The sequence below is a fragment of the Bosea sp. OAE506 genome, from assembly GCF_040546595.1.
In the GTDB taxonomy this organism is placed as follows: domain Bacteria; phylum Pseudomonadota; class Alphaproteobacteria; order Rhizobiales; family Beijerinckiaceae; genus Allobosea.
This window is the reverse complement of record NZ_JBEPOB010000001.1, coordinates 3,685,594-3,706,779: the sequence shown is the minus strand read 5'-3', so window position 1 is coordinate 3,706,779 and position 21,186 is coordinate 3,685,594. Positions and strand designations below refer to the sequence as shown.

Sequence of the window (21,186 nt, the reverse complement as noted above, 5' to 3'; positions counted from 1 at the left end):
AACTGCATACAATCGCGTCAAGCGACGATTCCGGGCGCCGCTCAGATTCCTGCCCGTTGTTTCATCAGCGCATAGGCGGCGCCCGCCCGGTCGAGAACTGCGTCGGCGTCCATTGTGAGCGGCGCCCGGTCGCGCAGCAACAGCCGGCCGTCGACCATGACATGGCTGACATCGGCCGCATTGGCGAAGAAAACCAGCCGTTCCACCGGCATATCGGGGGGGTGGAGATGCGCGCCCCGGCGCGACACGACGACGAGATCGGCCCGCTTTCCAGTCTCTATCGAGCCGAGGCTGCCGCCCAGGCCGAGCGCGGCGGCACCGCCCCGGGTCGCCATCTCTAGGATCGTCCAGGCGTCGATCGCGGACGGGTCCTTCCAGCGGATCGCCTGGTGGCGATGGGCCATGAACATCGTCCGGAACAGGTCGAGCGAGCGGTCCGGCGCCGGCCCGTCGGTGCCGAGTCCGACGCGAAGCCCCGCGGCGAGCAAGGCGGGGGCCGGGCAGTAGCCGAACACCGCCATCAGCGAACTGGGCGTATAGGCGGCCGCGCAGCCGCGCGCGACCATCGTCGCGATGTCGGCCTCCGTCAGGTCGATGCAATGCGCCAGGACCGAGCGTTCGTCGAACAGGCCAAAGCGCTCAGCCATGAAGGCGACCGAGCCGTCGCGGTGGCCGTCCTGCACGAAGCGGCTGCCGCTGCGACGCGCAAGGTCCCAGGCGGCGCTGACGCTCTCGGCGATGGCGCGTTGCGCCTGCGGCTGGGCGGCCTCGAAATCCAGCGGGCCGACGACCGGCGCCGAGACGGCGACGTCGATGCGGCCCTCTGCGGCACCCCGCCAGGACGCGGCAACGGCCTCGATGGTCTGGAGTTGGTCCGCGAGCCCGATGGCGCGCTCGGCACCGCCGCGTCCCCAGTCGCGCCGGCGCTTGGGGAAGGGCGGGCGGTCGATGCCCATCACCAGGATCTCGCGCAGGCCGCTGGCCGCCACGGCAGCGAGATGGGCCTCCGCGAAGGCGGGGTCCTCGCTGCGCATGACGTTGTCGCCGCCGCCGAAGAAGGGCACCGCCAGCGTGGTCCCGCCCATCAGCCGCTCCAGCGTCTGCAACTCGGCATCGGCGGTCCAGAAGGCGACATCGGAATGCAGCGCATAGACATCGCCGACCATCGCCATCCAGTCGCCGACAGCGCCGCCGAGATTCTTCGTCAGGCCGTGTCCGGCATGCAGGTGCAGGTCGATCAGCCCGGGGATGAGGATGGCGCCGTCGCAATCGAGGCGCTTGGCGCCGGGGGGAGCCAGATCCGGCCAGCGGCCCTCCGCCACCTCCAGGATCACGCCGTCGGCGACGACGACATGGCCGCGGTCGAGGATATGCCGGCTCCCGTCGACGGGAATGACGACGGCGTTGCCGATGACCGTGACCCTCGCCTCCATCATGGCGCCGCCTCGACGGGATAGCTGGGCTGAAAGATCTCCGTGACCGGTGGATGGCCCCAGGTCCTCTCCGGGTACTTGGCGATCAGCCCGTCGAACTGCCGCTGTGCCCGGGCATGGGCTTCGGCCGCGTCGAAGCCGGGGATGGCGCCGTCCACGAGCACATGGCGCCCCTCGACGAAGACGTCGGTGACGTCGCGCCCCGAACTGGATTGCATGAGCGTCTGGATCGGGTCGATCACCTGCCCGATCCGGTCATGGCCGAAATCGATCGCGATCAGATCGGCCCGTGCCCCGGGCATCAGCCGCCCGAGATCGGGGCGGCCCAGCGCATCGGCCCCGGCCCAGGTCGCGGCGTCGAAGAGCTGCGCGCTGCTCGGCTGGCTGACCGAGCCGGCCATCACCCGGCCCAGCATCAGGCCGACCTGCATGTTCAGGATCATGTCCGGCGGCCAGGTGTCGGTGCCGAGCCCGATGCGTAGCCCTCGCGCAACGAGATCGGACAGGCCGGCGAGCGCCGAACCATTGCGCGCCATCACCACCGGGCAATGGACGACCGTCGCATCGGCCGCGAGCAGGGCGGCCAGGTCGGCCTCGCGCGTCGAGACGCCGCCGACGCTCGGAAAATCCGTGAAATGCGGCAGCAGCACGCGGGAGCCGAGCACGCCGAGGCTGGCTAGCCAGCCGGTCGGCGAGAGCCCGTGCAGCCGCATCACCGTCTCGACCTCGAAGCGCGACTGGTGGCAGTGCAGCCGCAGCGGCACGTCGAGATCGCGCGCCGCCGCCGCCGTCCGGCGCAGCAGTTCCGGTGTGCAGCTCTCGATCCGGTCCGGCGCCAGCATGATCCGCACTCGTCCGCCGGCCCGCCCCTCCATGTCGCGACAGAAGCGGATCGCCTCGTCGAGGCCGGCGAGGCCGCGCGCCTCGTCCATGAACAGGCTGACCGCGCCGGCCTCGTCGACTTGCGTGTGGCCGCTGCGATAGGCCGGTCCGAGATAGACCCGCAGGCCAAGATCCTCGGCCGCTTCGGCGGCCGCGGCGAATTCCTGATAGGTCTCGCCCCATTCGCGATAGAACAGGGAGGCGATGGGCAGCGCGGTGGTGATGCCATTGCGCAGAAGCTGGGCTAGCCCGTAGCGCTTCTGGAAGGCGAGCTCCTCGGGCCCGTACATCTCATAGGGGCCGCGCGCGACATAGCTCGTCGGCCAGATCCGCCCTTTGCGCCAGGAGGGCGTGTTGTCGAGGCTCAGCACGGCGGTATCGAGATCGCAGACCGCATCCAGATCGATGAAGCCCGGCGCGATCAGCGTGTCGGGTCGCTCGATCCGGCGGGTCACCTCGCCCGGGAAGCCGTGCCCGACGAAGATGATCTCGCCGCCTTCGAACACCACTTCGCCACGCTCGATCAGGACATGCCGGCCGTCGCGATGACCGACGACCCATCGCCCCGCCACCAGCGTGCGGCCCGTGCTCTGCGCTCCAACCGTCATGCAGTCGCTCCTGCAACAATCGCGCCCGTCATCGCCGCGATACGGCCCCCGACCGCGGTGTCATTGAACGTCGGCTGGAGAGGCGCCGCAATGGGGCGGGCAGGTTGTGCAAGGAGCCGCCTGCGCGCGGCATTGAGGCGGTGCGCTGGATCGACTAACGTCAGCGCCGTCGAATCTCGCCTTCGAAAAGGGCCGGCGTCGGCCCAACCACTGAGGGTCCCATTCTCGCCACCGCTCAACTCTTCTATCAGCCGCAGGTCAGTTCGGACGGGAAGGCGTTCGTCGGGGTGGAATGCCTGTTGCGTTCGGTCAAGCCCGACGGGTCGGTGACGGGACCGGGAGCCATCCTCGACAAGGTGGTCGATGATGCGACGGCCGATGCGCTGGACTGGTGGGTGATCCGGCAGGCCTGCACGGACGGGCTGCGCTGGCCACAGCTCTCGGTCGCAGTGAACATCAGCGCGCGGCAGTTCCAGGCGCACGACTTTGCCGCAAGGCTGCTGGCGGTCATCGCGGAATTGGGCAGCGCGCCAGCCCAACTCGAGCTCGAACTGCTCGAAAGCGGCATCATCGAGAATTTCGAGCGGGCCATCGAGACGATGGAAGTTCTGCGGCGCGCCGGCATCCGCATCGCGCTCGACGATTTCGGGACGGGCTATTCCAGCCTCGCCTATCTGCAGAAGCTGCCGATCGACAAGCTCAAGCTCGACAAGTCGCTGGTGGACGGCACCGGCGAACTGAAGGCCGCCGCGATCGTCCAGGCGGTCTCGGCACTGTCGCGGGCGCTTGGTCTGAAGGTCGTGGCGGAAGGTGTCGAAACGCAGGCGCAGCAGCAGTTCCTGCGCATCGCCGGCTGTCACCTGCTCCAGGGCTATCTGTACTCGCCCGCCGTGCCGGCCGCGCAGATCGACACCTTCCTGCGCGAAGGTTGGCCCGCCGGCCGCTGAGGCCGGCGCCTCAGCGCGCCAGATGCGCTGCGGTCGAGCCCGGGCCGACTCCCTCGGGCACGGGGATGTTGGTCGAGGAATACTTCGCGTTCATCACCATGGTCGGCCCCGCAGAGAGCGTGAACCGCCGTGCCACCACGATGGTGTAGGCCGAATCCGCTGCAACCGGCTTGTTGGCGCCGATGTTGAGCTCGCCCTGCGGCAGATAGAGCGTGCCCAGCAGCACCTTGGCGTCGTTGCTGAGGATCTCGTGCTTTTGGTTCAGCGGCGAGCCGCGATCCTCGAAAATCAGGATGCCGGCCATCACGCCGTCCTTGGGAGCGGTGAGGTCGATCTTCGTGTCGGCGTCGAAGCGCAGCACGGCGCCCTTGCCTGTGAAGTAGAGCCCGACATTGGCGCCCTTGAGCGTCGCGCCGCCGGACACGTCGAGCCGTCCTTCCTTGAAGGCGTAGATGCCCGGGTTCAGCGTGACCACGGCGCCTTTGCTGATGCGCACGCCGCCGCAATAGGTGCCGGGGCTGAGCGTGGTGCTGGCGGTCACCTTCAGGTCGGTCGCCGCGCAGGCGCCGGTCGAGGGCGGCGGCCGCGAGGCCAACGGGTCGTTGAGGATCGGGCAGTCCAAGGTCGGGCTGGGGACAAAGCTGTCATATTTGTCCTTGTAGCTACCGCCGGCCGAGCAGATGAACCGGGCGCGAAGCTGGGAGTTCTCCTTGGCCTTGAGGCCATCCTTCTTGTTCGAGTTGGAGTAGACGGCGCATTCGGGCGCCTCGAGCTTCGCTTCCTTCTCGAGATAGATCGTCTCGTTCTTCGAGGTCTCGAGGCCGATGACGCAGATCGAGGCCGTGCCCATGACACGCGCGGTCGCGCTCGCGGCGACCGTCACCATGTCATGCCCGAACATGTGCATGATGTTTGTGCGTGCCACCGTCGATACATCGACCGTGACGGTCATCTTCCGGACGTCGACGGAGGTCGCGACCGTCGCGGTCTGGTTGACAGCGGCCAGGGATGATTTCGCGAACTTCTCCGCGGCGGACTGCACCCCCGTGGGGCTGGCATTGGCGAGCCGGAATTCGCGCGCCGCGGCGAGCGCCGAGGCGTCCGCGACCGTCTGGAACGCCTGGCGCTGCTCGGACAGGATGCCGTAATCGACCACGACGCCCGCGCCCATCGCCAGGACCGGCAGGGCAATGCCCATCGCGACGATGGTGCCGCCGCGCTCGTCACCGAGCAGGCGTAGCAGCAGCCTTGTGAACCGCGCCGCCATCTCAGGCGGCCGCCAGGGCACGATGCGCCCGGACCATGAAGCGGATCTGGTGGCCGAGCAGCCGCCAGTTCACGGGCTTGCACATGAAGGAGGTCGCGCCGGCCGCATAGGCCTGGTCGATGGAGAGGATATCCTCACGGCCGGTGATGACCATCACCGGCAGATCGTCGAACCGGTTGTCCGCGCGGATGCGGCGGACCATCTCGATGCCATTGATGCCGGGCATGTCGACATCGACGAGCGCGACGTCGAAGGATGTCGTCTCCAGCAGCGCGAGGCCCTCTTCCGCCGAGCCGGCCGTCGTCACCTCGGCCTGCGGGCCGGCGAGATAGACCGCGCTGAACTCGCGCTGGATCGGATCGTCGTCGACCGCAAGGATCGCGAGCCGGTCGCACAGCACGTAGCTGAATGGGATGCAGGCTTCGCCCGTCATCGTCATCGGAAGGCTCCAGCGGCACCGTTCTGGTGCCTGAGTGACAACCCTGACGCGCAGATGCAAAAAAACCGTTCCACCTCTTGAGAATTATTCGCGTTCGAATTTGGAATTGGGAAAGCATGAGCGGCCTATCCTGCGACATGCCCATGCGTTTTCACCTCTCGATCCGCAGCCGCCTGATCCTCCTCGTCGTTGCCTCGACGCTGATGGCGAGCGCGGTTCTCGTCGCCGTCTCGGTCTGGCGGGAGACCGAAAGCTACGGCGTGTCGCGACGAGACGCGGTGCTCGACACGGGTTTCGCCATTGCGGCCGCCGCCTCGCGCCCGGTGGCGGACCACGACGCCTCCGCCGCCCAGGAGGCGATCAACGCGATCTCACGCCTCAAGGGCATCACCTATGCCGGCATCGAGACCAGCGAGGGGCGGGCGCTCGCCGAGATCGGCGCGACCGAGCAACTGGCCGGCGATCTGGTCGTGGACGGTCCGCAAACGCGCTGGTCGCTGGCGGCGATCCTGCGCAGCCGCTCGATGGAGGCGACCGTGCCTGTCATCCATGGCGGCGCTACGGTCGGCAGCCTGCGCGTCATCGCCGATACGCGAGACCTGCCGGCGTTGATCCGCCGTGCCGTCGAGGAGACGCTGCTGACGGGCGCGGTGGCGACGCTGGTCGCGATCGCGCTGGCGCTGCGCCTGCAGGGGCGCATCACCGGCCCGCTCGGCGCGCTGACCCAGACGATGATGCGCGTGCGCCGCGAGCATGATTACACAGTCACGCTGCCGGCCGGCCCGCGCGACGAGATCGGCATCCTCGTCGACAGCTTTAACGGCATGCTCGGCGACATTCGCGAGCGCGATCAGAGGCTCGCCGATCACCGCGACCGGCTGGAACGCGAGGTCGCTGACCGTACCGCCGACTATCAGCACGCCGCGCTGTCCGCCGATCGGGCGAACCAGGCGAAGTCCGACTTCCTCGCGACGATGAGCCACGAGATCCGCACGCCGATGAACGGCATCCTCGTGATGGCCGAACTGCTGGCGGCCGGCGAACTGCCGCAGCGCGCCCGCAGGCAGGCGGAGGTGATCGCGCGCTCCGGCACCAGCCTGCTGGCGATCATCAACGACATCCTCGACATCTCGAAGATCGAGGCCGGCAAGCTCGAGGTGGAATCGCTGGAGATCGACCCCGAGGAGTCGGTGGACGCGGTGCTTCAGCTCTTCGGCGACCGCGCCCTGTCGAAGGGGCTCGACCTCTGCGGCCTGTTTGGGACGCCGCCGGGGCTGATGGTCCGCGCCGATCCCGTGCGTCTCGGCCAGGTGCTCGGCAACCTCGTCAACAACGCACTGAAATTCACCGAGGCCGGCGGCGTCACCGTCGCGCTGACGCGGGACGGCGAGGGGGCCCTGCGCTTCGCGGTGACCGACACCGGCATCGGCATCCCCGCCGACAAACTGGGAACGATCTTCGAATCCTTCTCCCAGGCCGACCAGTCGACGACCCGCACCCATGGCGGCACCGGGCTGGGGCTGTCGATCGCGCGCCAGCTCGTTGCCGCGATGGGCGGGACGCTGGAGGTCCGCAGCACGCTCGGCGAGGGCAGCACCTTCTCCTTCGCGCTGCCGGTCGCGGCCAGTGCCGCCGCGGTGGAGCCGGCGGCGTTCGCGGGCAAGCCCCGCAGCGCGGCCGTCCTGCTGGATCAGGGCCAGACCGGCGCCATGCTCGCGCGTGCTCTCGCCACCGCCGGCTACCAGCCGGGTGACGCCGAGGCGACCGACCTCGACTTGATCTTGACGTCGCCGGCCGGTCTCGCGGCGGTCAAGGGAAGAGCGGCGACCATCCTCGTCATCGCCGCGGCGGCGCAGGATCCCGGCGCGCTGATCGAGGCCGGTGCGGCCGAGGTCCTGACCTGGCCGGTGCAGCGGCGCGATCTCGACGCCGTGCTTGCGGCGCTGCGCGAGGGTGCACCGTTGCGGCGCGCCGAGGTCGCGCGGACCGTCGCTGGAGACAATACCCAGTTTCCGGATCTCCGCGTGCTCGTCGCCGACGACAGCGAGGTCAATCGCGAGGTTGCCGACGCGGCCCTGCGGCGCTTCGGCATCGCCGCGAGCTTCGTCGCGGACGGGCTTCAGGCCGTCGCGGCGGTCGAGCGTCAGACATTCGACCTCGTGCTGATGGATGGCAGCATGCCGGGGCTCGACGGCTTCGAGGCCGCGCGCGCCATCCGCGCCCGGGAGGCCGAGACCGGGCGTGCCCGCCTGCCCATCGTCGCCCTGACCGCCCATGTCGTCGGCACCGCGGCCGATGCTTGGCGCGAGGCGGGCATGGACGATGTCGTCCACAAGCCCTTCACCCTCGCGCGGCTCGGCAGCGTCCTCGCCGCCTTCGCGCCGGGGCGGCAGGGGCAGAAGCCTTCGCATCCAATGTCCGAGCAGGTGACGGGCGAGGACGCCTGCCTCGACGTATCGGTCCTGCAGGACCTGATCGCGATGACCAATGGCTCGATCGAGACGGCACGCCGCATCGCCGAGCTCTACCGGGTGAAGTCGCTGGAGGAGGCCGAACACCTCGCCGACGCGACCCGGGCCGGCGACGTCGACAGGATCGCACGCTGCGCCCATGCGCTGAAGTCGATGAGCGCCAATCTCGGTGCGAAACGCCTGGCGGCCGCGGCGGCCGAGATGGAGCGCGCCGCGCGGGAGGACGCCGCGCCGCCGGGGGCGGACAGCTTCGAGACGGTCGCCGGCCTCCTGCAGCAGACCCATCGCGAGATTGCGGAAGCGATGGGCCGTGCGGCCTGAGCGCGGCCTCGCTCGTCAACTCACCAGGCTGTGATCGGGCGAGCGCGCAGCGCCGGCCTCCGGCCCGTTGCCGGGGTCACGCCAAGCCCCTAGTCCTGAACCCCTTGATGCGGGGCCCGGTCGTTCGGGCAGGGGAGTTTGTTATGCGCCTTGGTTCTGCCGTCGCTTGGGCCGTCGCCGGCCTGTTGTCCTGCCTCGCCGCGCCGGCATCGGCCGACGAGATCAAGGTCCTGACGGCGGGAGCCTTCAAGCCGATCGTGACCGCGGTCGCCCCGGAATTCGAGAAGAGCACCGGCCACAAGCTCGTCATCGACAACGACACGGCGGGCGCGCTGCTGCGCCGCATCGGCGGGGGCGAGGCCTTCGATGTCGCGGTGCTGACACCGGCCGCCGTGAAGGAACTCGTCGGCGGCGGCAGGATCGCGGCCGGCACGCCGGTCAATCTGGCGCGCACCTCGGTCGGCGTCGCCGTGCAGGAGGGCGCGCCGCGTCCCGACGTCGCCACCGTGGCGGCTTTCAAGACGGCGCTGCTGGAGGCCCGCAAGGTCGCCTATATCGACCCGGCCGCCGGCGGCTCCAGCGGCATCTACTTCTCGAAGCTGCTCGAGACCATGGGCATCGCCGAGCCGATCAGGGCCAAGGCGGTCCTTGTCCCGGGCGGCCTCGTCGCCCAGCGGCTCGTCACCGGCGAGGCCGATCTCGCCATCCACCAGATCAGCGAGATCCTCGCCGTTCCCGGTGCGGTGCTGGTTGGGCCGCTGCCCGCCGAGATCCAGAGCTACACCGTCTACACCGGCGGACTGGCGACCAATGCGGCCGGCTCGGCTCCGGCGAAGGCCTTCCTCGCCTTTCTGCAGGGCGACGCCGCCCGCCGCATCCTTGCCGAGAAGGGCATGGAGCGCGCGCCGGAGTGAGCCTCACCAGGGCCGGCGCGGCCCGGTGTCGACGTGCAGGATGCCGTTCCAGTAGACCTTGTGCCCGCCGACCTCGGGCAAGGTCCGGACCCATTCGATGACCGTCCTCGGCCTGACCCCTGGCACCCGGAAATCCATCGCCTCGCAGCGCTTGTGATAGGAGCCGCGTCGCGCCCGCCAGGGCGGGCGCCAGGTCGAGGTCACCTTCACCGCCCCGTATTTGTCCGAGATCTTGTTCAGGATCAGCTTCAGCCGCTGCGGCAGGCAGGCGATCGACGTGCCCGGATCGGTCGAGATGCCCGGACGGTCGGGTTTCTCGTTGGGGTCGAAGGCGGGCTCGGCGCCGGCCTTCTGGCCGGGTGTCAGCTGCGGCCATTCCGGGCCCTGGTCCTCGTCCGGTTCGCTCGCCATCGGCGCGTTCGCGGCGGGCGTGGGGGCGTCGGCAGCCTGGCTGGGGGGCGGCACGATGATCGGCGGCAGGGCCGGGCTGCCCGGCAGATCGAGGTCGAAGGGGCGCTGCGGCGGCAGCGGCGCGCGCATCATCTGGCCGTCCTGCTGCGCGAAAGCCGCAGCGAAGGGCGCGCAGGCAAGCACCAGCGCCAGGGCCGGCGCGATCGGAAAGCGTCGAACCATGAAGGTCAGGGCGTCGGCGCGGGGATGAAGACGGCCCGCGTCTCGGCCCCGACGAGGGCGAGCTGCGGGGACTTGGCGCAGAGCTCCGCCAGCGCGGCGGGCGCGGCCGTGACCTTGTCGGTATCCAGCAGGGGGCGCATCGCGCTGCCGGCGAAGTAGCCGGCGAGCCAGAGCGAGAGCTGGGTGCGGTCGTTCTCGTTCATCGAGACGAAGTCGGCGCAGCTCGCCCGCGACAGGTCGAGCGCTTCCGCCTGCGCGATCTGCAGCCCCGCAATGAGGAGCAGGGGGGCCGCCAGCAGGGACCGGACATGCGCGGGCATGGGCGCCTCTCCTTGGACGTCGCGGTGGAACGCGGGTGAATCGATTCGACGCGAGTGTGTCGTGTCGCAGCGTATGCGGCTAGCGGGAAGCCGCGTTTCTGCGGCGAAATTCGGGCGGTTGCGCCCGACGGCCGCGGGAGCAACGGCACAAATCTCGACTCTTGCGCCGGAATCAACCCTGCTGCGCGATGCTGCGGCGCGGCAGAGTCTTGCTTCATTCTAAAGCAAGGTCTAATCGACAGCGGCGGCGCGGTGCCGCGTCCGTTTCGAGGCGGGATCGTCCATGCAAGCTCTTCCGGTGCCGTCGCTCCTGAACGACTATCTGCCGCTGGTGATCTTCGTCGGCGTCTCCGCATTCATCGGCCTGGCCCTGCTGGTCGCCCCCTTCCTGATCGCCTATTCGAAGCCGGACCCCGAGAAGCTCTCGGCCTATGAGTGCGGCTTCAACGCCTTCGACGACGCGCGCATGAAGTTCGATGTGCGCTTTTACCTCGTGGCGATCCTGTTCATCATCTTCGACCTCGAGGTCGCCTTCCTGTTCCCCTGGGCCGTCGCTTTCGGCGAGCTCGGCTGGTATGGGTTCTGGTCGATGATGATCTTCCTGGGCGTGCTGACGGTCGGCTTCGTCTATGAGTGGCGCAAGGGTGCGCTTGAGTGGGACTAACTGTCGCCTCGAACGCGCAAAGCGCGAGGCATATCTGACGGTTACGGTTCACGAGGATACGAGAATGGCAACAACAGCGATCGACCGCGGGGACCCGCTCGTCGCGCCTGCGCCCAAGGGCCTGCTCGGCCCCGACGGCCTGCCCGTCGGCCAGCGTGACCCGTTCTTCACCGCGATCAACAGCGAGCTCGCCGACAAGGGCTTCCTCGTCACCGCCACCGACGACCTGATCAACTGGTCGCGCACCGGCTCGCTGATGTGGATGACCTTCGGCCTCGCCTGCTGCGCCGTCGAGATGATGCAGCTCTCGATGCCGCGCTACGATGTCGAGCGCTTCGGCTTCGCGCCGCGCGCCTCGCCGCGCCAGTCGGACGTGATGATCGTCGCGGGCACGCTGACCAACAAGATGGCCCCGGCGCTGCGCAAGGTCTACGACCAGATGCCGGAGCCGCGCTACGTCATCTCGATGGGCTCCTGCGCCAATGGCGGCGGCTACTACCACTACAGCTACTCGGTGGTGCGCGGCTGCGACCGCATCGTGCCGATCGACATCTACGTGCCGGGGTGCCCGCCGACGGCGGAGGCGCTGCTCTACGGCGTGCTGCTGCTGCAGAAGAAGATCCGGCGCACGGGCACGATCGAGCGCTAGGCCGTTTTTCGTCGAGGTCGGGCCTGATCCGGCCTTCTTTCGACGAACCGGTGCCGGACACGACAGGGATTGGGCCCAATCCTGCATGAGATGGCCGGGTCGAGCCCGGTCATGACGCAGATGGGGCAACGAAGGTGAGATGATGAGCGAAGCGCTCGTACAACTCGGCGAAGAGATCAAGGCGGCGCTGCCGGGCGCGGTCACCGAGGCGGTCGTCGCCTTCGACGAACTGACGATCCATGTCGAGGCAGCCTCGATCGTCGCGGTGATGAAGACGCTGTACGGCGATCGCCGCTTCCGCTTCGTCAACTTCACCGACATCGCCGGGGCCGATTATCCGGGCCGCGAGAATCGCTTCGACGTCGTCTACCATCTGCTGGCGCCCTATTCGAACCGTCGCATCCGCGTGAAGGTCCAGACCGACGAGGCCACCCCGGTGCCCTCGATCATCGAGGTCTTCCCGGCCGCCAACTGGTACGAGCGCGAGGCCTACGACTTCTACGGCATCCTGTTCTCGGGCCATCCCGATTTGCGCCGCATCCTCACCGACTACGGCTTCGAGGGCTATCCGCTGCGCAAGGACTTCCCGCTGACCGGCTATGTCGAGGTCCGTTACGACGACGAGCAGAAGCGCGTCGTCTACGAGCCGGTGAAGCTCAACCAGGAATTCCGCAACTTCGACTTCCTCTCGCCCTGGGAAGGGACGGATTACGTCCTGCCCGGTGACGAGAAGGCGAAGACGGTCTGATCGGAGCCGGACATGACCGAACACAACATCCGGAACTTCTCGATCAACTTCGGGCCGCAGCATCCGGCAGCGCACGGCGTGCTGCGTCTCGTGCTGGAGCTCGACGGCGAGATCGTCGAGCGTGTCGATCCCCATATCGGCCTGCTGCATCGCGGCACCGAAAAGCTGATCGAGGCCAAGACCTATCTCCAGGCGCTGCCCTATTTCGACCGGCTCGATTATGTCGCGCCGATGAACCAGGAGCACGCCTACTGCCTGGCCGTCGAGAAGCTGATGGGCGTCACCGTCCCGCGCCGCGGCCAGCTTATCCGCGTGCTCTATTCCGAGATCGGCCGCATCCTTTCCCACCTCCTCAACGTCACCACGCAGGCGATGGACGTCGGCGCGCTGACACCCCCGCTCTGGGGCTTCGAGGAGCGCGAGAAGCTGATGGTGTTCTATGAGCGTGCCTCGGGCGCGCGCATGCACGCCGCCTATTTCACGGCCCGGTGGCGTTCACCAGGATCTGCCGCCCTCGCTGATCCATGACATCGCCGAATGGTGCGACCCGTTCCTCCAGATCTGCGACGATCTCGAGGGGCTGCTCACCGACAACCGCATCTTCAAGCAGCGCAATGTCGATATCGGCGTCGTCGATCTCGAGACCTGCTGGAAATGGGGCTTCTCGGGCGTGATGGTCCGCGGCTCCGGCGCCGCCTGGGACCTGCGCAAGTCGCAGCCCTATGAGTGCTATGCCGAGATGGATTTCGACATCCCGATCGGCAAGAACGGCGACTGCTACGACCGCTACTGCATCCGCATGGAAGAGATGCGCCAGTCGGTTCGCATCATGAAGCAGTGCTGCGAGAAGCTGCTCTCGGCCGATGGCGGCGGCCGGATCTCGGCGCTCGACGGCAAGATGGTCCCGCCCAAGCGCGGCGAGATGAAGCGCTCGATGGAAGCGCTGATCCACCACTTCAAGCTCTACACCGAGGGCTTCAAGGTGCCCGAGGGCGAGGTCTATGCGGCCGTCGAGGCGCCGAAGGGCGAATTCGGCGTCTATCTCGTCGCCGACGGCACCAACAAGCCCTACCGCGTCAAGATCAAGGCGCCGGGCTTCGCCCATCTCCAGGCCATGGACTTCATGTGCCGCAAGCACATGCTGGCGGACGTGTCCGCGATCCTGGGCTCGCTCGACATCGTCTTCGGGGAGGTCGATCGGTGAGGTTGGCCGCTGCCTTGATCGGTCTGGTCGGGTGCGCGTTGGCGGTTGAAGCCGCGTCCGCGCAGACCCGTCCGACCTATCAGCAGCTTGAAAAGGCCGGGTTTCGCTATGTCGCCAAGGATCAGCCGGGATATGTGAGCTGGTGCTCCTGGATTTATGTCCGCCGTTGCACGGATCCGGTGTTCAGCTGCAGCTGCGGCGGCCAGGATCCGAACTATGGGCGTTGTGCGCCGGCTCTGCCGCGTGCCGCCGCTCACTATCGAAGCCATTGCCAGGGTTGAGAAAGCCGAATGTCCGTCCGTCGTCTTGCACCTGATCCGGTTCAGCCCACCTCCTTCGCCTTTACCGCGGCGAACGAGAACTGGGCTGACCAGCAGATCGCCAAATATCCGGAGGGCCGCCAGGCCTCGGCCGTGATCCCGCTGTTGTGGAAGGCGCAGGAACAGCATGACGGCTGGCTGCCGCGTGCCGCGATCGAGGCGGTCGCGCGCAAGCTCGGCATGGCGCCGATGCGGGTGATGGAGGTCGCGACCTTCTACACCATGTTCAATCTCCAGCCGGTCGGCGAGCACTTCATCCAGCTCTGCGGCACCACGCCCTGCGCGCTGCGCGGCGCGGAGGCCCTGAAGAAGGTCTGCCTCGACGTCATCGGCCCGCAATCGACGGTCAGCGCCGACGGCAAGCTCTCCTGGCTCGAGGTCGAGTGCCTCGGTGCCTGCTGCAACGCCCCGATGGCGCAGATCAACTTCGACTATTATGAGGATCTGACGCCCGAGAACTTCAAGGCGCTGCTGGAGGATCTCCGCCACGGCCGGCCGACGAAGCCCGGCCCGCAGAACGGCCGCTCGGGCTCGGAGCCGCTCGGCGGCGGCGAGACCCTGAAGGACCCGGCCCTTTATGACGGCACGGTGATCGGCGCCGGCGATTGGCAGAAGCGCGTCACCGAGCAGCGCAAGGCCGCGGCCGAAGCCGCCGCCGCCAAGGCCGCGGCCGAGGCGGAGGCCAAGAAGGCCGAGGCACCCAAGACGGATGCGCCCAAGCCTGACGCTCCCAAGGCAGACGCCCCAAAGACCGACGCGACGCCCGCAGCTGCGACGAAGCCGGCGACCGAGACGGCCGCACCCGGGCGCCCCAAGCCGTCCGAGCCGGGCCAGCCCAGCGGGGCCGCCAACGATACCCCCGCCGCCGGCGGCAAGGTCGATGCCAAGTCAGCCGCGGAGTCGGCCAAATCGGCCGGCGCGCCCGCCGACAAGCCGGTGAAGTGAGGTCAAGACGATGCTCGCCGATCGCGATCGTATTTTCACCAATCTCTACGGCCTTCACGACCTGTCGCTGAAGGGCGCCATGGCGCGTGGCGCCTGGGACGGCACCAAGTTCCTGCTGGAGCAGGGCCGTGACTGGATCATCGACGAGATGAAGAAGTCCGGCCTGCGCGGTCGCGGCGGCGCCGGCTTCCCGACCGGGCTGAAATGGTCCTTCATGCCCAAGGTCAATGATGGGCGCCCGCACTACCTCGTCGTCAATGCCGACGAGTCGGAGCCGGGCACCTGCAAGGATCGCGAGATCATGCGCAACGACCCGCATACGCTGGTCGAGGGCTGCCTGATCGCCTCCTTCGCGATGGGCGCGCATGCGGCCTACATCTACATCCGCGGCGAATACATCCGTGAGCGCGAGGCGCTGCAGCGCGCCGTCGACGAGGCCTATGAGGCCAGGCTCATCGGCAAGGACAACGTCCACGGCTATCCCTTTGATCTTTATGTGCATCACGGCGCCGGCGCCTATATCTGCGGCGAGGAGACGGCCCTGCTCGAGAGCCTCGAGGGCAAGAAGGGCATGCCGCGGATGAAGCCGCCATTCCCGGCCAATGTCGGCCTGTATGGCTGCCCCACCACGGTCAACAACGTCGAGTCGATTGCGGTCGCGCCGACCATCCTGCGCCGCGGCGCGAGCTGGTTTTCCTCGCTCGGCAACCCCAACAATGTCGGCACCAAGCTGTTCTGCATCTCGGGCCATGTGAACAAGCCCTGCAATGTCGAAGAGGTGATGGGCATCACCTTCCGCGAACTGATCGACCGGCATTGCGGCGGCATCCGGGGGGGCTGGGACAATCTCAAGGCGGTCATCCCGGGCGGCTCCTCGGTGCGCATGGTGCCGGCCGAGCAGATCATCGACACGCCGATGGATTTCGACTCGCTGTCTAAGCTGAAATCGGGCCTCGGCACCGCAGCCGTGATCGTCATGGACAAATCCACCGACGTCATCCGCGCCATCGCCCGCCTCAGCCATTTCTACAAGCATGAGAGCTGCGGCCAGTGCACGCCGTGCCGCGAGGGCACGGGCTGGATGTGGCGCGTCATGGAGCGGATGGTCGAGGGCCGCGCCCAGAAGCGCGAGATCGACATGCTGCTGGACGTCACCAAGCAGATCGAAGGCCATACCATCTGCGCGCTCGGCGACGCCGCCGCCTGGCCGATCCAGGGCCTGATTGCGCATTTCCGTCACGAGATCGAGCAGCGCATCGACGACTATGCCGCCAACCCGCACAGCGAGCCCGTGCGCATGATGGCGGCGGAGTGAGAGCATGACCAAACTCATCATCGACGGCATCGAGGTCGACGTACCCGCCGAATACACGGTGCTTCAGGCCTGTGAGGCGGCGGGCGCCGAAGTGCCGCGCTTCTGCTTCCATGAGCGGCTCTCGATCGCCGGCAACTGCCGCATGTGCCTCGTCGAGGTGAAGGGCGGGCCGCCCAAGCCGCAGGCCTCGTGCGCTATCGGCGTGCGCGATCTGCGCCCCGGCCCCAATGGCGAGCCGCCGGTCGTCTCGACCAAGTCGCCGATGGTCAAGAAGGCGCGCGAGGGGGTGATGGAGTTCCTCCTCATCAACCACCCGCTGGATTGCCCGATCTGCGACCAGGGCGGCGAGTGCGACCTGCAGGACCAGGCGATGGCCTATGGCGTCGACACCTCGCGCTATGCCGAGAACAAGCGCGCGGTCGAGGACAAGTATATCGGCCCGCTGGTGAAGACCTCGATGACGCGCTGCATCCAGTGCACGCGCTGCGTCCGCTTCACCACGGAAGTCGCGGGCGGCTCCGATCTCGGCGCCATCGGCCGCGGCGAGGACATGGAGATCACCACCTATCTCGAGCAGGCGATGACCTCGGAGCTCCAGGGCAATGTCGTCGATCTCTGCCCGGTCGGCGCGTTGACCTCGAAGCCCTACCAGAACAAGGCCCGGCCCTGGGAGCTGTCCAAGACGCAGTCCATCGACGTGATGGACGCCGTCGGCTCGGCCATCCGCGTCGATTCCCGCGGCAAGGAGGTCATGCGCATCCTGCCCCGCCTCAACGAGGCGGTGAACGAGGAGTGGATCTCCGACAAGACCCGCCACATCGTCGACGGCCTGCGCACGCAGCGTCTCGACCGGCCCTATATCCGCCAGAACGGTGCGCTGCGCCCGGCCTCCTGGAACGAGGCCTTCGCGCTGATTGCCGGCAAGGTGAAGGCGGCCAAGCCGGAGAAGATCGGCGCCATCGCCGGCGATCTCGCGGCGGTCGAGGAGATGTTCGCGCTCCAGAGCCTGATCGCCTCGCTCGGATCGGCCAATCTCGATTGCCGGCAGGACGGCACCAAGCTGCATCCGAAATTCGGCCGCGCCAGCTACATCCTCAACGCCGGCATCGCCGGGATCGAGGAGGCGGATGCGCTGATGATCATCGGCGCCAATCCCCGCAAGGAAGCGCCGATCCTGAACGCGCGCATCCGCAAGCGCTGGCTGCGCGGCGATTTCACCCTCGGCCTGGTCGGTGAGAAGGTCGACCTGACCTATGACTACGCTCATCTGGGCGCAGGACCGGACACGCTCGCCGGTTTCGTCGATCATGCCCCGGCCAACCGGCAAAAGCCGATGCTGCTGATCGGGCAGGGCGCTTTGGCCCGTCCCGATGGCGAGGCGATCCTGGCTATGGCCGCCAAGGCCGCCCATGCGCTCGGCGCCGTCGGCGAAGGCTGGAACGGTTTCGGCGTGCTGCACACCGCCGCCGCCCGCGTCGGCGGGCTCGATCTCGGCTTCGTGCCGGGTGAGGGCGGCCTCGATGTCGCCGGCATGGTCGCGCCCGGCGCGCTCGACGTGCTGTTCCTGCTCGGCGCCGACGAGATCGAGGTGCCTGCCGGCGCCTTTGTCGTCTATCAGGGCACCCATGGCGACCGCGGCGCCCATCGCGCCGACGTCATCCTGCCGGGTGCCGCCTATACCGAGAAGTCGGCGACCTATGTGAACACCGAAGGCCGCGTGCAGATGACCGAGCGCGCCACCTTCGCGCCGGGTGACGCCCGCGAGGACTGGGCCGTGCTGCGCGCCCTCTCGGCCGCGCTCGGCAAGACGCTGCCCTTCGACTCGCTGGCCGGCCTGCGCAAGGCGCTCTATGCGGCCCATCCGCATTTCGCCGCGCTCGATAGGCTCGATCCGGCGGACGCCTCCGGGCTCGGCACGCTCGCCGACCTCGGCGGCAAGGCCGAGAAGGCCGGCTTCGTCTCGACGGTCGCCGATTTCTACCAAACCAACCCGATCGCGCGCGCTTCCGCCGTGATGGCCGAATGTTCGGCGCTGGCCTCCGGCCGGCTGCAGCAGGCGGCGGAGTAACCGGCCATGAACTGGGACCTCGTTCTCGATCTCGCGATCATGCTGGGCAAGAGCTTCCTGCTCATCGCCTGCCTGCTCGTCTTCATCGCCTATATCCTGCTGGCCGACCGCAAGATCTGGGCGGCGGTGCAGTTGCGGCGCGGCCCCAACGTGGTCGGTCCCTTCGGCCTGTTCCAGAGCTTCGCGGACCTGCTGAAATTCGCCTTCAAGGAGCCGATCATTCCGTCGGGCTCCAACAAGGGCGTCTTCCTGCTGGCGCCACTGGTCACCTGCCTGCTGGCGCTCTCGGCCTGGGCGGTCATCCCGGTTTCCGAAGGCTGGGCGATCGCCAACATCAATGTCGGCATCCTCTATGTTCTGGCGATCTCGTCCCTGGGCATCTACGGCATCATCATGGCCGGCTGGGCCTCCAACTCGAAGTACCCCTTCATGGGCGCGTTGCGCTCGGCCGCGCAGATGGTGTCCTACGAGGTCTCGATCGGCTTCGTGATCATCACCGTCCTGCTCTGCGTGGGATCGCTGAACCTCTCGGCCATCGTCGAGGCGCAGAACACCAAGGTCGGCCTGTTCGGCTGGTACTGGCTGCCGCTCTTCCCGATGTTCGTGATCTTCTTCATCTCGGCGCTGGCCGAGACGAACCGGCCGCCCTTCGACCTGCCCGAAGCGGAATCGGAGCTCGTCGCCGGCTACATGGTCGAATACTCCTCGACCCCGTATTTGCTGTTCATGCTCGGCGAATACGTGGCGATCATGACCATGTGCGCCATGATGGTGATCCTGTTCCTCGGGGGCTGGCTGCCGCCGTTCCCGGTCGCGCCCTTCACCTGGGTGCCGGGCGTCGTCTGGTTCATGCTCAAGGTCTGCGGCGTCTTCTTCATGTTCGCGATGGTGAAGGCCTTCGTGCCGCGCTACCGCTACGACCAGCTGATGCGGCTGGGCTGGAAGGTCTTCCTGCCGCTGTCGCTGGTCTCCGTGGTGGTGGTCGCCTTCGTGCTGCAGCTGACGGGCTGGGGCCCGGTACGCTGATGGTCACGTCCGTCCTCGGTGGCTTTGCGGGGATGGTTGCGGGTGGCGGGTTGTTCTACGCGGGGTGCTACCTCGCCTGGCGCAACCAATGGTTCGGTGCGGTCGACGCGATGTTCGACTTCGCCTGGAACGGGTGGATCTTCGCGGTCTTTCTCGGGGGCCTCCTCGGAAGCCGCGCCGTGCAGTGGCTGGGGCTGGTGCAGGGGTGAGCGTGGCGGGCGCGATCGGGGCCGTCCTCGGCCTCGCATTGGGGCTGCTGGAATACAGGATCGTGTCGGGCGTCGTCATCGCGGCGCTACGCCGGACCGATCATTCGACGACGCAGGCGGAGCGCGACGACTATGAGCGCCGCATCCGCTGGCTGAAGGTGGCGCTGGCCGTTCTGATGGGCGGCGTCACGCCGGTGCTGGGATATGTGATCGGCCGGACGCTGTTCGGCTGACTGGGAAGGACGAAGGCTATGTCGCTCGCACAAGCCGCAAAGGGCCTGCTGCTGAAGGAGTTCGTCGGCGCGTTCGCGCTGTCGATGCGCTATTTCTTCAAGCCGAAGGCGACCATCAACTACCCCTTCGAGAAAAATCCGCAGAGCCCGCGCTTCCGCGGCGAGCATGCACTGCGCCGTTATCCCAATGGCGAGGAACGCTGCATCGCCTGCAAGCTCTGCGAGGCGATCTGCCCCGCGCAGGCGATCACCATCGAGGCCGGCCCGCGCCGCAATGACGGCACGCGCCGCACCACGCGCTACGACATCGACATGACGAAGTGCATCTATTGCGGCTTCTGCCAGGAGGCCTGCCCGGTCGATGCGATCGTCGAGGGGCCGAATTTCGAGTTCGCCACCGAGACCCGTGAGGAGCTGTTCTACGACAAGGACAGGCTGCTCGAGAACGGCGCCCGCTGGGAGCGCGAGATCGCGCGCAACATCGCGATGGACGCTCCCTATCGCTGAGGGTCCGGCAGGCTCCCGGCGCGGTTGTCGCAGCCGGTGGGCCTGACTATAGACGCTCCAAACGACGCCCGGCGAGAGTCGGGCGGCACGGAACACGAGAGCCGCCTGCAGAGGCGGAAAGGCTGACCGAGATGAATGCCGCAGCGGCCTTCTTCTATCTCTTCGCGGGTGTCACCGTCGCCTCGGCGTTCATGGTGGTCGCCTCGCGCAACCCCGTGCACTCGGTGCTCTATCTGATCCTTGCCTTCGTCAACGCGGCCGGGCTGTTCCTGCTGCTGGGGGCCGAGTTCCTGGCGATGCTGCTGATCGTCGTCTATGTCGGCGCGGTCGCGGTGCTCTTCCTCTTCGTCGTGATGATGCTCGACGTCGATTTCGCCGAATTCCGCCAGGGCTTCCTGAATTACCTGCCGATCGGCGCGCTGCTCGGCATCGTCTTCGCGGTCGAACTGCTGCTGGTCGTCGGCGCCTGGGTCATCGACCCGCAGATCGTGCGCGCGCCTGTCGCCGCCATCCCCGCCGGCATCACCAACACCGAGGCGCTCGGCCGGGTGCTCTACACGAAGTACGTTTATTACTTCCAGGCCGCCGGCCTCGTGCTGCTCGTCGCGATGATCGGCGCCATCGTGCTGACCCTGCGCGAGCGTACCGGCATCAAGCGCCAGGATATCGTGCAGCAGAACGCCCGCACCAAGGCGACCGCCATGGACGTCAAGAAGGTGCAGCCGGGCGCGGCCCTGCCGGAGGAGACCGTCTGATGATCGGCCTTGGCCACTATCTCGCCGTCGGCGCGATCCTGTTCACGCTGGGCGTGCTCGGCATCTTCCTGAACCGGAAGAACGTCATCGTCATCCTGATGTCGGTCGAGCTGATCCTGCTCGCGGTCAACCTGAACTTCGTCGCCTTTTCCAGCTTCCTGAACGACATCGTCGGGCAGGTCTTCGCGCTGCTGGTTCTGACCGTGGCGGCGGCGGAGGCCGCCATCGGCCTCGCTATCCTCGTCGTCTACTTCCGCAACCGCGGCACGATCGCGGTGGAAGACATCAACATGATGAAAGGCTGAGGC

At 67.6% G+C, this 21,186-nt stretch carries 21 protein-coding genes and 1 pseudogene; 16 read left to right on the top strand and 6 right to left on the bottom strand.

Translation table 11 applies throughout. The features are described 5' to 3' along the window. Positions 1–41: 41 nt before the first annotated feature. Entirely contained in the window at positions 42–1,436 is a 1,395-nt protein-coding gene (locus ABIE41_RS17995) for an amidohydrolase family protein (protein ID WP_192641654.1), read from the bottom strand. Then, complete coding sequence (locus tag ABIE41_RS17990) at positions 1,433–2,923, bottom strand: amidohydrolase family protein (RefSeq protein ID WP_192641653.1); 1,491 nt, start codon at positions 2,921–2,923, stop codon at positions 1,433–1,435. Before ABIE41_RS17990 ends, ABIE41_RS17995 begins: the two co-directional genes overlap by 4 nt. Before the next feature lie 173 nt (positions 2,924–3,096). On the opposite strand from ABIE41_RS17990, the gene ABIE41_RS17985 reads away from it, so the two are divergent. Then, a complete protein-coding gene (locus ABIE41_RS17985) occupies positions 3,097–3,870 on the top strand; it encodes an EAL domain-containing protein (RefSeq protein ID WP_192642854.1) in 774 nt (257 codons plus the stop codon). Between the two features lie 10 nt (positions 3,871–3,880). Here the strand turns inward: ABIE41_RS17985 and ABIE41_RS17980 are convergent, their stop codons facing one another. Together ABIE41_RS17980 and ABIE41_RS17975 are read right to left on the bottom strand one after the other, a co-directional pair. Next, positions 3,881–5,137, bottom strand: a complete 1,257-nt coding sequence (locus ABIE41_RS17980) for a pilus assembly protein TadG-related protein (protein WP_192641652.1) — start codon at positions 5,135–5,137, stop codon at positions 3,881–3,883. Position 5,138: 1 nt separating this feature from the next. Continuing rightward, on the bottom strand, positions 5,139–5,576 hold the full coding sequence (locus tag ABIE41_RS17975) for a response regulator (protein WP_210320828.1): 438 nt from the start codon (positions 5,574–5,576) through the stop codon (positions 5,139–5,141). Positions 5,577–5,719: 143 nt separating this feature from the next. Here ABIE41_RS17975 and ABIE41_RS17970 point away from each other — a divergent pair, with 143 nt between their 5' ends. Together ABIE41_RS17970 and ABIE41_RS17965 are read left to right on the top strand one after the other, a co-directional pair. Beyond that, the gene (locus tag ABIE41_RS17970) at positions 5,720–8,368 is read left to right on the top strand and encodes an ATP-binding protein (protein WP_192641651.1); all 2,649 of its coding nucleotides are present in this window, start codon (positions 5,720–5,722) and stop codon (positions 8,366–8,368) included. Between the two features lie 143 nt (positions 8,369–8,511). Further along, the gene (locus ABIE41_RS17965; RefSeq protein WP_192641650.1) at positions 8,512–9,282 is read left to right on the top strand and encodes a molybdate ABC transporter substrate-binding protein; all 771 of its coding nucleotides are present in this window, start codon (positions 8,512–8,514) and stop codon (positions 9,280–9,282) included. 3 nt (positions 9,283–9,285) lie between these two features. Here ABIE41_RS17965 and ABIE41_RS17960 read toward each other — a convergent pair whose 3' ends face one another. Next, the gene (locus ABIE41_RS17960; RefSeq protein ID WP_192641649.1) at positions 9,286–9,915 is read right to left on the bottom strand and encodes a YcbK family protein; all 630 of its coding nucleotides are present in this window, start codon (positions 9,913–9,915) and stop codon (positions 9,286–9,288) included. 5 nt (positions 9,916–9,920) lie between these two features. Then, entirely contained in the window at positions 9,921–10,235 is a 315-nt protein-coding gene (locus tag ABIE41_RS17955) for an HdeA/HdeB family chaperone (RefSeq protein ID WP_192641648.1), read from the bottom strand. Between the two features lie 283 nt (positions 10,236–10,518). Between ABIE41_RS17955 and ABIE41_RS17950 the strand changes: the two genes are divergently transcribed. The 13 genes and pseudogenes from ABIE41_RS17950 to nuoK all read left to right on the top strand — a co-directional run bounded on the left by ABIE41_RS17950 (position 10,519) and on the right by nuoK (position 21,183). After that, positions 10,519–10,899, top strand: coding sequence for an NADH-quinone oxidoreductase subunit A (locus tag ABIE41_RS17950; protein ID WP_210320827.1), 381 nt, complete (start codon positions 10,519–10,521; stop codon positions 10,897–10,899). 64 nt (positions 10,900–10,963) lie between these two features. Then, positions 10,964–11,548, top strand: a complete 585-nt coding sequence (locus tag ABIE41_RS17945; RefSeq protein WP_054141301.1) for a NuoB/complex I 20 kDa subunit family protein — start codon at positions 10,964–10,966, stop codon at positions 11,546–11,548. Positions 11,549–11,690: 142 nt separating this feature from the next. After that, positions 11,691–12,296 carry an NADH-quinone oxidoreductase subunit C gene (locus ABIE41_RS17940; RefSeq protein WP_192641647.1) on the top strand — a complete coding sequence of 202 codons (606 nt, stop codon included), beginning with the start codon at positions 11,691–11,693 and terminating at the stop codon, positions 12,294–12,296. Between the two features lie 12 nt (positions 12,297–12,308). Next, positions 12,309–13,500, top strand: a pseudogene (locus ABIE41_RS17935) (NADH-quinone oxidoreductase subunit D). 290 nt (positions 13,501–13,790) lie between these two features. Further along, positions 13,791–14,765, top strand: a complete 975-nt coding sequence (gene nuoE, locus ABIE41_RS17930) for an NADH-quinone oxidoreductase subunit NuoE (RefSeq protein WP_192641645.1) — start codon at positions 13,791–13,793, stop codon at positions 14,763–14,765. Positions 14,766–14,775: 10 nt separating this feature from the next. Beyond that, complete coding sequence (nuoF, locus tag ABIE41_RS17925; protein WP_192641644.1) at positions 14,776–16,080, top strand: NADH-quinone oxidoreductase subunit NuoF; 1,305 nt, start codon at positions 14,776–14,778, stop codon at positions 16,078–16,080. A gap of 4 nt (positions 16,081–16,084) precedes the next feature. Then, the gene (nuoG, locus tag ABIE41_RS17920; RefSeq protein WP_192641643.1) at positions 16,085–18,148 is read left to right on the top strand and encodes an NADH-quinone oxidoreductase subunit NuoG; all 2,064 of its coding nucleotides are present in this window, start codon (positions 16,085–16,087) and stop codon (positions 18,146–18,148) included. A gap of 6 nt (positions 18,149–18,154) precedes the next feature. Then, positions 18,155–19,174, top strand: a complete 1,020-nt coding sequence (nuoH, locus tag ABIE41_RS17915; RefSeq protein ID WP_192641642.1) for an NADH-quinone oxidoreductase subunit NuoH — start codon at positions 18,155–18,157, stop codon at positions 19,172–19,174. Further along, on the top strand, positions 19,174–19,383 hold the full coding sequence (locus tag ABIE41_RS17910) for a hypothetical protein (RefSeq protein ID WP_192641641.1): 210 nt from the start codon (positions 19,174–19,176) through the stop codon (positions 19,381–19,383). The genes nuoH and ABIE41_RS17910 overlap by 1 nt, the downstream gene beginning before the upstream one ends. Positions 19,384–19,385: 2 nt before the next feature. Continuing rightward, positions 19,386–19,616: a hypothetical protein gene (locus tag ABIE41_RS17905; protein ID WP_192641640.1), complete on the top strand. Its 231-nt coding sequence runs from the start codon at positions 19,386–19,388 to the stop codon at positions 19,614–19,616. Positions 19,617–19,634: 18 nt separating this feature from the next. Next, positions 19,635–20,123 carry an NADH-quinone oxidoreductase subunit NuoI gene (gene nuoI, locus ABIE41_RS17900; protein WP_069054985.1) on the top strand — a complete coding sequence of 163 codons (489 nt, stop codon included), beginning with the start codon at positions 19,635–19,637 and terminating at the stop codon, positions 20,121–20,123. A 131-nt stretch (positions 20,124–20,254) separates the two neighbouring features. Next, on the top strand, positions 20,255–20,878 hold the full coding sequence (locus ABIE41_RS17895; protein ID WP_192641639.1) for an NADH-quinone oxidoreductase subunit J: 624 nt from the start codon (positions 20,255–20,257) through the stop codon (positions 20,876–20,878). Further along, on the top strand, positions 20,875–21,183 hold the full coding sequence (gene nuoK / locus ABIE41_RS17890; protein ID WP_192642851.1) for an NADH-quinone oxidoreductase subunit NuoK: 309 nt from the start codon (positions 20,875–20,877) through the stop codon (positions 21,181–21,183). The genes ABIE41_RS17895 and nuoK overlap by 4 nt, the downstream gene beginning before the upstream one ends. Positions 21,184–21,186 lie beyond the last annotated feature (3 nt).